The 15,132-nt window shown below is 65.3% G+C and carries 10 protein-coding genes; 3 read left to right on the top strand and 7 right to left on the bottom strand.

What is annotated here, in order from left to right:
• Positions 1-4 precede the first annotated feature (4 nt).
• A complete protein-coding gene (locus PX52LOC_RS15845) occupies positions 5-2,308 on the bottom strand; it encodes an OPT family oligopeptide transporter (RefSeq protein WP_149111033.1) in 2,304 nt (767 codons plus the stop codon).
• A gap of 135 nt (positions 2,309-2,443) precedes the next feature.
• Positions 2,444-5,155 (bottom strand): hypothetical protein, encoded by a 2,712-nt coding sequence (locus PX52LOC_RS15840; RefSeq protein WP_149111032.1) that lies wholly within the window; start codon positions 5,153-5,155, stop codon positions 2,444-2,446.
• Positions 5,156-5,319: 164 nt separating this feature from the next.
• On the opposite strand from PX52LOC_RS15840, the gene topA reads away from it, so the two are divergent.
• The 3 genes from topA to PX52LOC_RS15825 all read left to right on the top strand — a co-directional run bounded on the left by topA (position 5,320) and on the right by PX52LOC_RS15825 (position 11,162).
• A complete protein-coding gene (gene topA / locus PX52LOC_RS15835; protein ID WP_149111031.1) occupies positions 5,320-8,271 on the top strand; it encodes a type I DNA topoisomerase in 2,952 nt (983 codons plus the stop codon).
• 114 nt (positions 8,272-8,385) lie between these two features.
• On the top strand, positions 8,386-10,098 hold the full coding sequence (locus PX52LOC_RS15830; protein WP_149111030.1) for a putative ABC transporter permease subunit: 1,713 nt from the start codon (positions 8,386-8,388) through the stop codon (positions 10,096-10,098).
• A 53-nt stretch (positions 10,099-10,151) separates the two neighbouring features.
• Positions 10,152-11,162, top strand: coding sequence for an LCCL domain-containing protein (locus tag PX52LOC_RS15825; RefSeq protein ID WP_149111029.1), 1,011 nt, complete (start codon positions 10,152-10,154; stop codon positions 11,160-11,162).
• A gap of 15 nt (positions 11,163-11,177) precedes the next feature.
• On the opposite strand, the gene PX52LOC_RS15820 is transcribed toward PX52LOC_RS15825, so the two are convergent.
• The 5 genes from PX52LOC_RS15820 to PX52LOC_RS15800 all read right to left on the bottom strand — a co-directional run bounded on the left by PX52LOC_RS15820 (position 11,178) and on the right by PX52LOC_RS15800 (position 14,722).
• Positions 11,178-12,506, bottom strand: a complete 1,329-nt coding sequence (locus PX52LOC_RS15820) for an outer membrane protein assembly factor BamB family protein (RefSeq protein WP_149111028.1) — start codon at positions 12,504-12,506, stop codon at positions 11,178-11,180.
• A 142-nt stretch (positions 12,507-12,648) separates the two neighbouring features.
• Positions 12,649-13,095, bottom strand: coding sequence for a hypothetical protein (locus PX52LOC_RS15815; protein ID WP_149111027.1), 447 nt, complete (start codon positions 13,093-13,095; stop codon positions 12,649-12,651).
• Between the two features lie 33 nt (positions 13,096-13,128).
• Positions 13,129-13,734: a 30S ribosomal protein S4 gene (rpsD, locus tag PX52LOC_RS15810; protein WP_149111026.1), complete on the bottom strand. Its 606-nt coding sequence runs from the start codon at positions 13,732-13,734 to the stop codon at positions 13,129-13,131.
• A gap of 35 nt (positions 13,735-13,769) precedes the next feature.
• Positions 13,770-14,528: a tetratricopeptide repeat protein gene (locus PX52LOC_RS15805; protein ID WP_149111025.1), complete on the bottom strand. Its 759-nt coding sequence runs from the start codon at positions 14,526-14,528 to the stop codon at positions 13,770-13,772.
• On the bottom strand, positions 14,525-14,722 hold the full coding sequence (locus PX52LOC_RS15800) for a hypothetical protein (RefSeq protein ID WP_149111024.1): 198 nt from the start codon (positions 14,720-14,722) through the stop codon (positions 14,525-14,527). The genes PX52LOC_RS15805 and PX52LOC_RS15800 overlap by 4 nt, the downstream gene beginning before the upstream one ends.
• Positions 14,723-15,132 lie beyond the last annotated feature (410 nt).

The raw sequence follows: 15,132 nt of genomic DNA, 5'->3' as shown, positions 1-15,132 counted from the left end.
GACCTCACTTCGCCTTCTTCCCCAATCGCTCCGTTCCCACCGCAAACAGGACCACCGCGAGCAGCCCGAACAGGGCCACCGTCGGCACGTTGCTATCGTTCCACGGCACGTCGCCGATCTTCACGTGCTCGAACTTCCCACTCAGGTCGAGCGCCTTCGGGATCGACGGCCAGAACTCCAGGAACGCCACGATGACCTGAGCGATCGCCGCCCCCGCGATGTACCCGGAGCCGAGGAGAACGCCGGGGCTGGAATCGCCCTCGTCGCGGTTGCGGCGGAGTTGGTCGGCCGCCCACCGGACCATGCCGCCGACGAACACCGGCACCGACGCCGATAGCGGCAGGTACACGCCGACCGCGAACGGCAGCGACGGCACGCCGGACAGTTCCAGCGTTATCGCGATCAGCACGCCGAGGATGACAAGGTTCCACGGCAGATTGCGGTCGAGGATGCCGTCAATGATGAGCGCGATCAGTTCCGTCTTCGGGGCGTCAAATTTGTTCTCGACCTTCTCGCCGTTGTCCTGCTCCTTCAGGTCTCCGTTCACGGCCGGGTCGCAGCGGTAGACGATTTTCCCCGCGGCATCGACCAGGAACCGGCCATGCGTCACCTTCGCGGCTTCCGCCTCGCCGCCGACGATCAGGGTCGGATCGACCTTCTCCCGTTTGCCGACGACGAGGACGAAGTACTCGGCCTTATCGTCGGCGTACTGTCCGACCCGCACCGTGTCCTTCGCGGTCAGTTTCGTTACCTCTACCGTCACGGGCGGCAGGTTCTTCTTCGTGTACACCGTGCCGGCCTGGTTTAGGAGCAGCAGCACAAAGCCGATGGCGACGGCCGACGTGAGCGAGCCGATAAGGATGGCGTACTGCTGCCAGATGGGCGTCGCTCCGACGAGGTGGCCGGTCTTGAGGGCCTGCGAGGTCGTGCCACCGTTGCTGCACGCCACGCACACCACCCCGGCAATGGTCAGCGCGAGCAACTTCGTGCCTTTGCCGAGGCCGATGACGCCGAACTCGTTCAGGCCGAGCAGAATCAGGCAGGTGAGCAGGAGCGTGGCGACCGTCATGCCGGAGATCGGGTTCGACGACGAACCGATTTCGCCGGTCAGTCGGCTCGACACCGTGACGAACAGGAAACCGAACAGCAGGATGAGGAACGCGCCGGCGATGCCTGTTACGTTCAAGCCCAGGCCGAGCGACGGGGCGACCGCGAGGGCAACCACCAGCCCCAAGCTGCCGAAGAGGACGACGGACATCGGCAGGTCCCGGTCGGTGCGTAGCCCGGCCGTCGGCACGCCGACGCCGCCCCGCATATCGCGGAAGCCGGCGACGACCGAGCCGAAGATGACCGGCAGGGCCTTGACCATGCTGATGATGCCGCCGGCCGCGACCGCCCCCGCCCCGATGTACAGGATGTAGGCGTTCCGCACTTGTCCAGAACTCATGTTCTTGATGAGGCCGACGTCCTTGCCCGTCTTGTCGTCGATCTTCGACACGGCCGGCGCGAGCGGCTGATCGAGGTTGGCCCCGAAGTACTTGATCGTCGGCACGAACACGAGGTACGCCAGCACGCCGCCGGCCACCATGATGCTCGCGATCCGTGGGCCGATGATGTACCCGACGCCGAGCAGCGACGGGTTCATCTCCGAACCGATGGCGGCCCCGTTCAGGCCGTCGCCCGTCTTCGGGTCGTAGAGTTCCTGCTCGGCTTCGTCCTTCCAGAGCTTGCACGCTTTCATCAGCCACTGGTACGCGAACGCCAGCCCGAAGCCGAGGAACAGCATCCGGGCCGTCGAGCCGCCCTTCTCGCCGGCGATCAGCACGTCGGCGCACGCCGTCCCTTCCGGATACTTCAACTCGCCGTGTTTCTTCACCACGAACGCCCGCCGCAGCGGGATCATCATGAGGATGCCGAGTAGCCCGCCGAGGACGCCGACGGTCATGACGCGGATCACGTCGATGTCGAAGCCGAGGACGAGCAGGGCCGGCATGACGAGGCCGACGGCGAAGGCGATCGACTCGCCCGCGGACCCGGCCGTTTGGGCGATGTTGTTTTCGAGGATCGTCGAGGTGCGGAGTTTGAACGCCTTCGACAACGCTTTGAACACGGTGATCGACAGAACCGCGACGGGAATCGACGCGGACACCGTCATGCCGACCTTCAGCACGAGGTAGACCGACGACGCCCCGAAGACGATGCCGAGCAGCGTGCCGACAATGATCGGCGTGAGGGTGAATTCCTTCGGCGTCTCGGTCGCGGGCACGAACGGGCGGAAGTCCGCGGGCGGGTCGCTGGGCGGGGGCATGACGAGTCTCGTGAGGTCGGCCGAGAGGATGAGCAGATTAGATTGGCTGGGCCGTCACGCAGTGGCAAGGGCGAAGGAAAAAACACGGCCGGCCCGATCGGGCCGGCCGGTTCGTTTCTGTCGCGCGTCCGCCGGTCACTCGGCGGTGGGCTTTTCCTTCAGCTTCTCGCTCTCGTTGGCGACGCGGAACTCGGTCTTCAGCAGGGCCACGACGTTCTCGTGGATCTTGCGGGCGGCGTCCAACTCTGCGATCCGCAGCACCGTGCTGGCCACCTGCGATTGGCCCTCGACGATGCCCTTCGCCTCGAAGTACGGCAGCGGCGAATCGTCCCGCTCCACCAGGGCCGCGACGTAGTAGATGTCGTTCGCCTTATCCGTCTCCAACAGGGTCGTGCCCTGTGGCTTGTCCTTCGACTCCACAAGATCGCGGGCCATCTTGACGCTCGGGTTGGGCAGTTGACGCTTCGTCAGGTGATTCAACTGAAACCCGACCAGTTGTTCGCCACGGTTCTGCACGTCGAACGGCGAGCCGGCGTCGATGCGGAACGGGGCGACCTTGTCCACCAAGAACAAGGGCGAACGTCCCTGCTTTTCAGGGTCCGTGCTGTACTTCTCTTGCTGGAAGGTGTGGTAGGTCGAGTTCACGATCTGCTGGACCTTACCCTTCTGGCCCATCGCGTTCTCTTCCTTCAGGCGGTCATCGATTCGCTTCTTCAACTCCTCGGCCGATTGCTTCGCCAATTCGCGGGCCTTCATCCGCTTCCAGGCGGCCTCGACCTTCGGCTTTGCCGCCGCGAACTCCCGTGGCGTGGACGGTTCGACCGAATCGGTCCGCCACGTCAGGTACGTCGGTTCGAACTCCCGCAGCGTGACCTGGCTGCCCGGCCCCTGGTCGGGGTAGACCTGCGGGTCGAAGTAGCTCAGCGTCGGCACGCCCCGCGGGTCGCGGCCCTGGAAGAACGCCGGGCCGAACTTGAGGGGGATGTCGTTCATGCGGTGGCCGCGGTCCAGTTTGTCGGCCAGGACCGAAAGGCCGGGGTCTTCGTCGATCGCGTACTGGTCGCGGAAGTCGGTGCTGCCGCCGTGCTTCAGCCCCCGCTCGGCCATGTACTTGTCGGCGTAACTGCGGGCCTCGGACTTGTCCTTCTTCGCCCCCAGGCGGGACATTTCGGTTGCGAACGCCTGCACGTCGGCCTGGGCCGCCCCGAGGGTGACGCTCTTCTTCACGGCGTCCACCAGTTCGGTGCGGACCACGTCCAGTGGCAGCGGCTTCGGCAAGGACACGCCCGCGGCAATGGTGTTGCCGACGACGCCGGTTCCGGCGGTCGATCCCGGTGCGAGCAACATCGCCAGCCCGCGGGCGCGGTCGTTCCGCTCGTTCTGCAACGCCCGCTCGCGGATCGACATCAGCGGCGTCAGGAAACTGCCCCGCGTGAGCAGCGAGCCGAAGGTCGAGCCCACGGCGGCCGCGACCACCTGCGGGCGAACCACGCTCGTGTCGAGCAGGCGGTCGTCTTCCCGCCGCGTCGGGCTCCAGTTGTCGCGGATGCTGTCCTCGAACTTCACCCGGTAGCCGGCGTAAGCGGCTTGCAATTGCGGGTCGGCAAGCGTCAGCGTGAGCGGGGCGATCAGCGTCCCGGTCGGGCCGAAGCCGAGGGCGGCGAGCCGCACGCCGAGGTCGTTGAGCTTGTACGCTTCCTCGCCGCGTTGTTTGAAGACCGGCTCGTCACCCTTCACTTCCAGCCATGCGATCTTCAGCTTGCGCGGGTCGCGGAAGCCGGGCGTTTCGCGGGTCGGGTCGGGTTCGCCGGCCTTGTACTTGTCGAACAGGTCACGCAGTTCCGCGTCCGTCGGCGTGCCCGTCACCTTGTCGAGGAAGTTCTCCGCGGGCACGGCCATGATCGTGTACAGGGCCGGGTCGCTCTTTTCCTTGAAGACCTGGAACGTCTCGTAGGGCGTGACGACCGGCCGCACCTTGCCCATGACGATGTCGAAGGCCGTCTTCACGCGGAACTCGTCCGCCAGGGCCGATTCCAGCCGCGAGCGGTTGAACCCCTGCTTGGTCTGGAAGGTCTTCTCGACGGCGGTCCAGACTTCCGGCTTGATCTGATTGTTGAACTCTTCCTGCACGAACGCCGGGGCGTCGGACGGGCGAATCGTGATGCCGAGCTTGTCGGCCTTCCGCAGCCACAGGTCGAACTCCAGGCGGGACTCGTTCGTCTTGCCCTGGGCGTACGGGAAGTACGACCCTTCCTGGCCCACTCGCTCGGCGACGCTGTCGAGTTGGATCAGGCTCTCGGCCGCCTTCGCCACGTTCAGGTCGGTGTCGCTCTGATTCGGCATGGTCGTCAGCGCCCGGATCGAACTCTGGGCCTGGAACTTCGCCATCATCACTTGCTGTTGGAACTGTGGGCCGAGTTGCCGGAGGATGTCGGGTTGGGTTTGAACGAAATTCCACATCCGCTCGTCCATGTACCCGCGCCGCCGGGCTTGTAAGAACTTCTGCACCGCCTCTTGCGTCGACTTCGTCGCCGACTTGAGGTTCTCGCGGATGTTCACGTCGGCGTCGCGGGAAACCTGATCGAGCATGCTGCGCATGAACTGGTCGGCCAGCGCGCGGTCGTCGTCGTGCTTCATCAGGTCGGTGTCATAGACCTTGCGGCCGTCGATGGTGGCCATCACGTCCTTGCCGCGGCTGCGGAAGTTGCTGCCGAGCCAGCCGCCGAACCACTGGAAGAAGTCCCCCTGGCCGAACGAGAGGACGAACGTGAACATCACGAAGATCGTGAGGGCGGCAAAGGCCGTCTTCTGGTTCCGGCGGAAGAAATCGAACGGGTTGTAGGCCATTGTCCTGCCTCAATTTACGACGACCGCACGGAGGGGGAGGGTTGGTCGGCCCCTTGACAGTGCGTATATCGCTGTACTACAGGTGATGAAGTTTTCCGGTCGCCCTGGACCCACGATTGTAGAGATTCTGCGGGTCACAACAACCGCAAGTAGGAGTATCGCCGGTGCCAACACCACGCAAGAAGCCCGACGCCGAGAAGAAAACGCCCGCGAAGAAGGCACCCGCCCGCAAGACCACCAAGAAGGCGGACGCGGAGGCCGCCGCGCAAATCCCGACCGGCGTTGAACCTGCCGCCGCCCGCCGCAAGCGTACGGCAGCCGCCAGCACCGACCGAAGCGTGCCCGGCGCGACCGCCAGCAGCGGCGGCAAGGGCAAGTACGATCTCGTCATCGTGGAATCGCCCGCGAAGGCGAAGACCATCAATAAGTACCTGGGTAACGCCTACAAAGTGCTCGCCAGCTACGGCCACGTCCGCGACCTCGCGACCAATAAGAAGGGCGTGAAGGACGAGGAAGTGCAGGGCATCAACATCTCCGACGGCTGGAAACTGCGGTACGTCGTGGACGCCGGCAGTAAGAACAAGGTCCGCCGCGGCCGCCGCACGCAGCGGGAGATTCTGGACGAACTGCAAGCCGCCGCCGGTAAGGCGAACCGCGTCCTGCTGGCGAGCGACCCCGACCGCGAAGGGGAAGCGATCGCCTGGCACATCGCCGACGAACTGCAACTGAACCCGGACAACACGTACCGCATCACCTTCCAGGAAATCACGAAGTCGGCGATCCAGACCGCGCTCGCCAACCCGGAAGCGATCAACATGGATCGCGTGAAGGCCCAGGAAGCCCGCCGGGCGATGGACCGCGTCGTCGGGTTCCCGCTGTCGAACCTCCTCGGCGACAAGGTGCAGTACGGCCTCAGCGCCGGTCGCGTGCAATCCGTGGCCGTGCGGCTGATCGTCGAGCGAGAACTGGAGATCGAGGCGTTCAAGAGCGAGGAATACTGGAAGCTCACCGCGCTGCTGACGCCCGAGGGCAGCGGTGTGACGTGGAAGGCCGTCGCTTCCAAGAGCAAGATTTTCGCGAAGAAGAAGGTCGAGAAGCCGGCCCTAGCCGCCGACGCGAAGCCGGAAGACCCGAACGCGCCGGAGAAGCCGGACGACGACGAGGAAGAAAAGTCGGGTATCCCGGAAGCCCCCGAAGGGGCGTTCACCGCCGAACTCGCAAAGTGGAACAGCGCCGAACTCGCACTGAAGTCCGAGGCCGACACCGACGCGGTGCTGAAGGCCCTCGAAGGCCAGCCGTTCGTCATCACGAAGGTCGAGCAAAAGGACCAGCAGCAGAAGCCGCGGGCGCCGTTCACGACCAGCACCATGCAGCAGGACGCCAACCAGCGGCTGCGCTTCACCGCGAAGCGGACGATGGACACGGCCCAACGCCTCTACGAAGGGGTGGAACTGACCGGGCTCGGGCCGACCGCCCTCATCACGTACATGCGGACCGACAGCACGCGGATTTCGGCCGACGCGCTCAACACCGTGCGCGGCCACATCCAGCAGGCGTTCGGCGACCGTTACCTGCCGGCGAAGGCGAACTTCTACGCCAGCGGCAAGTCGGCCCAGGAAGCTCACGAGTGCGTGCGGCCGACCGACGTGGCGATGACCCCGCAGCGAGCCGGGTCGCTCGGGTTGGCCGGCGATCAACTGCGGCTGTACACGCTCATTTACAACCGCTTCGTCGCCTGCCAGATGACGCCGGCGCTGTTTGCCATCACGAACGTCGAGATCACCGCCGGGGCGGGGCTGTTCCGGACCACCGGCCGCATCCTGAAGTTCGACGGGTACATGCGGGTGCTGCCGCCCGGCAAGCGCGAGGACACGGAACTGCCGCCGCTCGCGGAGAAGCAAACGCTGAACCGGCTTGACCTGTTCAGCACGCAGCACTTCACGCAGCCGCCGCCGCGGTTCAACGACGGCTCGCTCGTGCGGATGCTCGAAAAGGAAGGCATCGGCCGCCCGTCCACGTACGCCAGCATCATCCAGACGATCCAGGACCGCGGGTACGTTTCGCAGAAGGACCGCCGCTTCTACGCCACGGGTCTCGGCAAGGTCATCACGAAGCTGCTGAAAGACCACTTCCCGAAGATCATGGACTACAAGTTCACGAGCCACTTCGAGGAGGAACTCGACGAGATTGAGACGCGGAAGTTCCAGTACGAGGACGTGCTGAACGAGTTCTGGGGCAGTTTCACGAAGGAACTCGAAGCCGCGAAGACGGCGATGCCCCAACACCGCGGCGGCATCCCGACGGGCGAGATGTGCCCGAAGTGCGGCCGACCGCTCGAAGAGCGCATCAGCCGCAAGACGAAGAAGCCGTTCGTCGGCTGTAGCGGCTTCGCGGACGAGGCGAACCCGTGCAAGTACATCGTCGGCGTGATCGAGCCGGAAGTCACGGACATCCCGTGCCCGAAGTGCGGCAAGTTCATGCTGAAGCGCCAGGGCAAGAGCGGCTTCTTCCTCGGCTGCTCCGGCTACCCCGACTGCAAGACGACGATGAACTTCGGCCCCGACGGCAAGCCGGTGCTGTCGAGCGTGGAGACGGAGTACACCTGCGAGAAGTGCGGCAAGCCGCTCGCGAAGCGGGAGGGCAGCCGCGGGCCGTTCCTCGGCTGCACGGGCTACCCGAAGTGCAAGAACATCGTGGACATCGGCCCCGACGGCAAGCCGGCGAAGCCGATCGAAACGGGTGTGACGTGCGACAAGTGCCAGTCGCCGATGACGATCAAGCGCGGCCCCCGTGGGCCGTTCTTGGCCTGCACCGCGTACCCGAAGTGCCGCAACGCGAAGCCGCTGTCGGCCGAGTTGAAGGAGCAACTCAAGGACGTCCTCCCACCGCCGCCGGTGAAGAAGCCGATGCCGAACGTGGAGATCACGGAAGCCTGCCCGGAGTGCGAAGGCCCGATGAAGTTGCAGAAGTCCCGGTTCGGCGGCGGCAAGTTCTTCCTGAGTTGCGCGAAGTACCCGAAGTGCAAGGGGACGAAGAAGGTAACGCCCGAACTGGAGTTGAAGATTCAGGAAGCCGAGGCCGCCGCGGCATCCGCCCCGGTGGAAGCAACGGCGTAACGCGATTTTTATTCCCTCTCCCCCGGCTTTGAGGGGGAGAGGGAGTTAAGAGAAACCCAACCGCCCCCGGCGGGGTATAACCCGGAACCAGTCCCCTCGCGGCCGAGGTTCCCCATGTCTCTGGCACTCGATCAAGCTGCCGTCTTTCGCCGGCTCCGCGCGCGACTCTTCCGCAACGGATTGAGCGTGCTGATGGAAACCGGCCGCGTCAAACTCTACAGCATGGCTGCGACGAGCGTGATCGTCGCCCTCCTCGTCTTCGGCCTCAGCGCGTTCGGCTTCCTCGAACTGTCCAAGAACAACCTGCCGATGAAGGGCTTCATCGTCGGCGGGCTGTTCGACCTGCTGTTCTTCACGCTCGGCGTCATGCTCCTGATGTCGACGGGCATCATCCTTTACGCCAGCCTGTTCGCGTCGCCGGAGAGTCGGTTCCTGCTGACGACGCCGGCGCGGGCCGACCGCATCTTCGCGACGAAGTTCATCGACGCCGTGTCGTTCTCGTCGTGGGGCTTCGTCGTCATGGGGCTGCCCATCCTCGTCGCTTACGGCGTGACGGCCGGGGTGCCGCTGGCGTTCTACCCGCTACTGCCGCTGTTCTTGCTCGGTTACGTGCTGTTGCCGGGGGCGGCGTCGGCTCTGGCGTGCTTGCTGTTCATGCGGTACATGCCCCGCAACCGGCGGCAGGTATTGACGGTCGCCGGCACGGTCGCGGTCGTTGCCCTCGGCGTCTGGCTCTACCGCGTGAGCGCGGCGTCGAAAGCGGCCGTCACGACGAACAACCGCGACGCCCTCGAAGGGTTCATCGGCCAGTTCAGCCTCGCCCGCAACCCGATCACGCCGAGCCACTGGATGACCAACGGCCTCTTGGCGGCCGCCCGCGGCGACTCGGCCCGCGAAATCCTGATCCCGCTCGCGCTGATTTGGAGCAACGGCCTGTTCGCGTTCTTGCTCGCGGCGTTCGCGGCACGCCGGCTCTACCGCACGGCCTTCGACCGCACGACCGGCAGCGGTGGCCGCAAGAAAGTCTACCGCGGCAACGTCCTCGACCGCGTGATGGAGTGGCTCGTCTTCTACCTCGACAAGCCGACGCGCATCCTCGTCGTGAAGGACTTCCGCACCTTCCGCCGTGATCCGTCGCAGTGGGCGATCCTACTCCTGTTCGCCGGGCTGATGCTCCTCGGCGTGCGGAACTTCCGGCAATTCAGCCAGGCCGAGTTAGACGGGATCGACAAGTACATCGTCAGCCTCGTGAACCTCGCTGGCGTCTCGGTGCTGCTGTGCGCGGGCCTCAGTCGGTTCATATTCCCGCTGATTTCACTGGAAGGGCGGAAGTTTTGGATCCTCGGCCTCATGCCGATCAGCCGCCGGCAAATCCTCGTCGGCAAGTTCGCGTTCGCTGCGACCGGGTCGGTCGCCATCGGCCTGACACTCGTGGTCGGCAGCGAGTTGTTGCTCGGCCTGTCGCCCGTCGGGGTGCTCGTTCACGCGCTGACCATCCTCACCATCGCCGTCGGCCTCAGCGGGCTGAACGTCGGCCTCGGCGCGTACATGCCGAACTTCCGCGAGACCGACCCGAGCAAGATCGTCGTCGGCTTCAGCGGCACCGTGAACATGATTACGGGGTTGCTGTTCGTGGTGGTGGTCGTGGCGCTCATGGCCGTGCCGATGCACGCGGCCGCGGTGCTGCGGCACTTCAACAAGTTACAATCGCGTGACTTCCCCTGGTGGGTGTACGCCGGCCTGCCGATCGGCCTGACTTTGGGCGTGGTCGCGACCGTGTTGCCGCTGCGGGCGGGCACCGCGTCGATTCAGCGCGTGGAGTTTTGATTCGCGGCATGGTACGCTGACGGAGGTTCCGAGAACTTCGGGGAGATCCTCCCATGTCGGTGCGACGCGCGATCGTTTGCAGCCTGTGGGCCGTCGGCCTGTCCACCCTGGCGCTGATGCCGTTCCGCAGTTCGGCCGCCCCGCCGCCCGCGGGCGACGCCAAGCCGACGCTGGCCGGGCCGGAAGTGGAAGTGAAGTTCATCGACGGCAGCGTCATGAAGGTGAAACTGCTCGACGAGAAGCTGGAACTCGTGACGAAACACGGCACGCTCCAGGTGGCGATCGCCGACATCAAGCGCGTCGAGTTCGCCACGCGCATCCCACCGGCCGACGCGGACAAGGTTCGCGCGGCCGTGCAGGCGCTCGGCAGCCCGGAGCATAAGGTTCGGCAGCAAGCCTCCACGGACATCAAGGCCGTCGGCCCGCGGGCTTTCGGGGCACTCCTGAAGGCGACCGAACACGAGGACCCGGAAGTCGCGCAGCGGGCCGAAGAACTGGTCGCGTTCCTGAAGGCGAAGTACACGGAGACGCAACTCGACTTCCGCGACAAGGACGTTATTCACACCGACGACTCGAAGCTCGCCGGCACGCTCAGCGCCGCCAACCTGCGGATCGGCACGTTCCAGTTCGGCGAACTGCGGATGAAGCTGGCCGACGTGTACGCCATCGGCGACACGCCCGACGAGGACGACCTACTCGCCGCGAATGCGGCCCCGGCCCCCACCAGCATGATGGCCTACGCGAACCAGTTCGGAAAGGTGTTGACGTTCCGGGTGACGGGCGGCCAAGTGCCGGGGATGGCGTTCGCCGGTGGCCCGGCGCCGGGCATGGTGATGGCCGGCGGCACGATCTGGGGGACCGATCAGTACACGCTCGACTCGTTCTTCCCCACGGCCGCCGTCCACGCGGGCGTCGTGCAGAACGGCCAGACGAAGACCGTGCGTGTGAAGATCGTGCAGTCGCCCAACCAGTTCACGGGGTCGAACCGCAACGGCGTCCAGTCGAACGGCTTCGGCCAGTTCCCGAACGGCGCGTACGAGTTCCTGGGGAAGAGGAAGAAGTAGGCCGGGCCGCTCGGCTCACTTCTTGCCGACGCGGTAGAGCTTCGTGCCGGTGCGGACGAAAAACGAGCCGTCGGCCGCCGCCACGCCGTACACGATCGGGTCCATGTACTCGCCCGACGGGCCGGGGCCTTTGTCGCTCTTTTCGGCGGCCGGGGCTGGCTTGGGGGCGGTGGCCTTCGGGTCCCACAGGCGGTTGGTCGCCGCCACCTCGTACTCGGCACCGGCCTTCACCACCACGGTTGCCCCGTTCTTGCAGAAGAAGTAGACGTACTCCCCGGCCGCGATCGGCGACGCCCAGCAGAGGGCCGGCAACCGCTCCGAGTACAACTCCTTGCCGGTGGCCAAGTCCAGGCCGAAGAGGAGGCCGGTCGCGTTGACGAAGTACGCTTGCCCCCGGTGCGCGATCGGCGTGGCATAGCTGGCCGTCGCGGTCGCGGCGCTCCAGGCAACCTTGTACGACGGCTTGCCGTTCTCCGTCGTCAGCGTCAGGCAGCAGTTCGACTTCACGGGCGCTTTCGGCTCGGCTGCCATCCCGCGGCCGGCCCCTGCCCCGACAAGCACCGTGTCGCCGAGGACGGACGCCGACGGGAGCGTGTTGCCGCTCAGGCCTTTCAGTTCCCAGAGTACGTCGCCCTTCGCCGGGTCGTACCCGGCCACGCTGCCGCCGCTGCTGACGACGATCTCGACCTTACTGTCCCGCGTAGCGACAACGGGCGAGGCCCACGACATCCGCTTTTCCCGCTCTGCCTTCCAGCGATCCTTGCCCGTCGCCTTGTCCACGGCCAACAGGTACGACGGGCCGGGTTGGTCGATCAGGACGAAGAGTGTGTCGGTCGTCTGGCAGGGCGACGACCCGAGGCCGTGACCGCCCTTGATCTCGCCGAACTCCTTGACCAGCGACCGCTCCCACCGAAACTGGCCGTCCGGCGTCAGGGCGATCAGGTTGCCGCCCTCGAAGAAGGCGTACACGCCGGCGTCGTCGGCCAACGGCGTCGGTGCGGCCCGACTGATCGTGTACCCCCACGCGGCCTTCTGCGTCGGCTCGAACGTGTGCCGCCACTTCTCTTTCCCGGTAGTCGCGTCGAGCGCGACGATGAACCCCTTCTCGCGGTTCGCCCCCTCAACGGCCGTCAGGTAGACGGTGCCCTTCCAGACGCACGGGGCGGACTGACCGTACCCCGGCAGGTCCACGGCCCACGCGATGTTCTCCGTCTCGGACCACGTCGTAGGTAACGAGGCTTCTTTCGAAACACCGTCGCCGCGGCCGCGGAAGCCCGGCCAATCGGCGGTTGCGGGTACGCAGGGCAACGAGACGAACGCCAACGCGAGAAGGTACGACCGCATTACGCACACTCTTTCGTTCAAGGTCTGGGGAGGTGATTTTACAGAAGGTGGGCGTCCGTGCCCCGCACCGCGGATCGATCTCCCCATCGTCGCGGGCTACGCCGGGGCGCGTTCCAAGGCTCCCCGGCCGTCCTGATCGCGGTTACTTCTTCTTCAACTGTGGCAGCAACTTCTCGTCGGCGTACTTCTTCGGGTCGGCCTCGAACTTCTTCTTCGCGGCGTTGTTCCAGAAGTAGACGGTGACGCCGTTGTACGTCGTGGACGGGTCTTTGCTGTTCACAACCTGATCTTTCGTGACCGGGCAGTAAACCTGCTCGATCTTCCGCTTCGGCAGTTCCTTACCCTTCAATTGCGGGAGCAGTTCGGGAATGAGGTACGCTTCGGGTTCGGCGTTGAACTTCTTGACGCACGTGTCGCAGCAGAGTTTGAGCTTCACGCCCTGCCACTCGACTTCCTTCACTTCGGATCCGCTGACGTCTTCCTTGGTCATGACCGGGCAGACCGTCTGCTTCGCGGGGGCCGTTTCCTTGTCCGCGGCGGTCAGGCTCGCGGACAGGCCGAAGATCGAAACTAGAAACGCGAATCGCATGGGGAACTCCGTGGGGTCGGTGGGGTCGGTGGGTTAGCGGGACAGGATTTCGATGACGCGCTGGATGTCCACCGGCAGGCTGATGTCTTGTGGGGCGGGCAGGCGCATCACGGTGAACGAGAGTTTGTCGCCGTCGCGGAGCACCCAGTCGGCGTTCTGCAAGCCTTGCGTCAGCACCTCGCGGTAGTGCTTCTCGACGTTTGCCCGCGTGGCCACCGAGATAATATCTCCGGGCTTGACGAGGTACGACGCCACGTCCACCTTCCTGCCGTTCACGCGGAAGTGCCCGTGACAGACGCCCTGCCGGGCTTGCGGCCGCGTGTGTGCGAACCCCGCCCGGCGGACGACGTTATCCAGCCGCCGTTCGCACAGGACCAGCAACTCCTCGCCGGTGTTGGCGGTCGACTTCGTGGCCAGTTGGAAGAACCGTTCGAGTTGTCGCTCGTGGAGGCCGTAGTAGTGCTTGATCTTCTTTTTCTCGATCATCGCCTGGGCGAACTGCGTCACCTTCGTCCGCGCCTGGCCGTGCATGCCGGGCTTGTACTCGCGGCGCTCCAAAGCCTTAACCGCCCCGCGGTTCTCGTACACGACCAGGCCGAGCGCCCGGTTGATCTTCCCCTTCGGTGTCGTGAATCGCATCGTCGTCCTTTCCGGTGAGAGAATCAGGTGTGGAGTTAACGGTCAAACGTCTCGGAGTCTGCGTCAAACGACCGGCCGGTCAGCGAATCGGCCCGGGCGAGGAACTCGGCGGCCCGGCTGTGATCCTCGGCCGTGGCGAACGCCGCCGCCAACTGCCCACAGAGGCAGCGGCAGTTCAGGGCCTCGACCGGGACGCCGTCCAACAAGTGCAGGTGATCCGGCAGCTGGCCGAGTTCGCCGAACACCATCAGGAGGTTGAGGCGGTACGTCCACGATTGCGGGACCAACTCGAACGCGGTCTGAAGCGGGAAGACCAGCAATCGGGCCGGACGCCGCAGCTTCCGCAGATAGTACGCCACGCCGAACCAGGCGGGGTGGAACGTCGGCCGCAAGGCGCACATCCGCTGGCACACCTTCAGGGCCAACTCGTACCGGGCCAACCGGCCCAAGCCCTTCGCCACTTCCGGTAGAAGAGTGGTCGGGCAACGGCCTTCTTCCGCCAGGAAGGCGTAGATGGTCCCAGCCGCGTGGGTCTGGCCGAACCGCAGGTAGCAGTCGGCCAGCGCGAGTTGCGCTTCCGTCCCCAGCGGGGCGAGGACGGAAGCCGACTCGAAGTGGAAGACGGCGGGGCCGTAACATTCCTGTTCGAACTCGGCCAACCCGGCCAGTTCGTGCAGGCCGGCGTGGTCCGGATTTAACTGCAATCCGGAGAGAGCCGCGTCACGAGCAGCGTTCGGGCGGCCACCCCAGAGGTGTTCGGCCGCGGCGTAGTGGTGGGCATCGCTACTGTTCATGGCATCCTCACGGCCAGGGTCAGTGCCGGGGCGGCGTTCGGGCTCGTCTTTTTCGCCGCCGGCGGGGCCGACCGGCGTTGCGGGTTGATCCAGGAGAAGGCCATCACGACTCCGAGGAGTACGGGGACCGCCGTCATCACGCAGCAGACCCAGTGCGGGTTGTCGCCGTTCGGCTTCGCTCGCCACAGTTGCATCGCTTCTCTCCCTTCTCGCGGGCCTCATAGCGGCGCGACGAAGCCCGAAGGTTGGTGGGTCGGGACGCAAGCGCTGACGGTTCGGCGTCAGGCAACGGGCAAGATTACCGGGCATGGTCCAGGACGGACGTAACCGTGGCGTCCTCCGAACGGGGTTCGGAGAAGATCACAAGTCGCCTGGCGTACGGAAGGTGACGGCAGCCATCACCGGCGGAAGCGAGCGGTCTCGTGGGTCGTTGTTGAGAATTAATCTCAACAAGACACTGAAAGAGTACACCGCCTGGTCTAATTGGCAAGTCTCGATGCGAAGAAATCCTGGTGGGCCTTTCCCCTAACAACACGCCGCGAGCGCATTCGCGAGACGGATCGTGACCAGAGAATCGTGTCAAATCCGTCTCGCTCGCCGCGCC

The sequence above is a fragment of the Limnoglobus roseus genome (assembly GCF_008254045.1).
Lineage (GTDB): Bacteria > Planctomycetota > Planctomycetia > Gemmatales > Gemmataceae > Limnoglobus > Limnoglobus roseus.
Note: the sequence above shows the minus strand (reverse complement) of the source record. Positions and strands in the feature narration are given on the sequence as shown.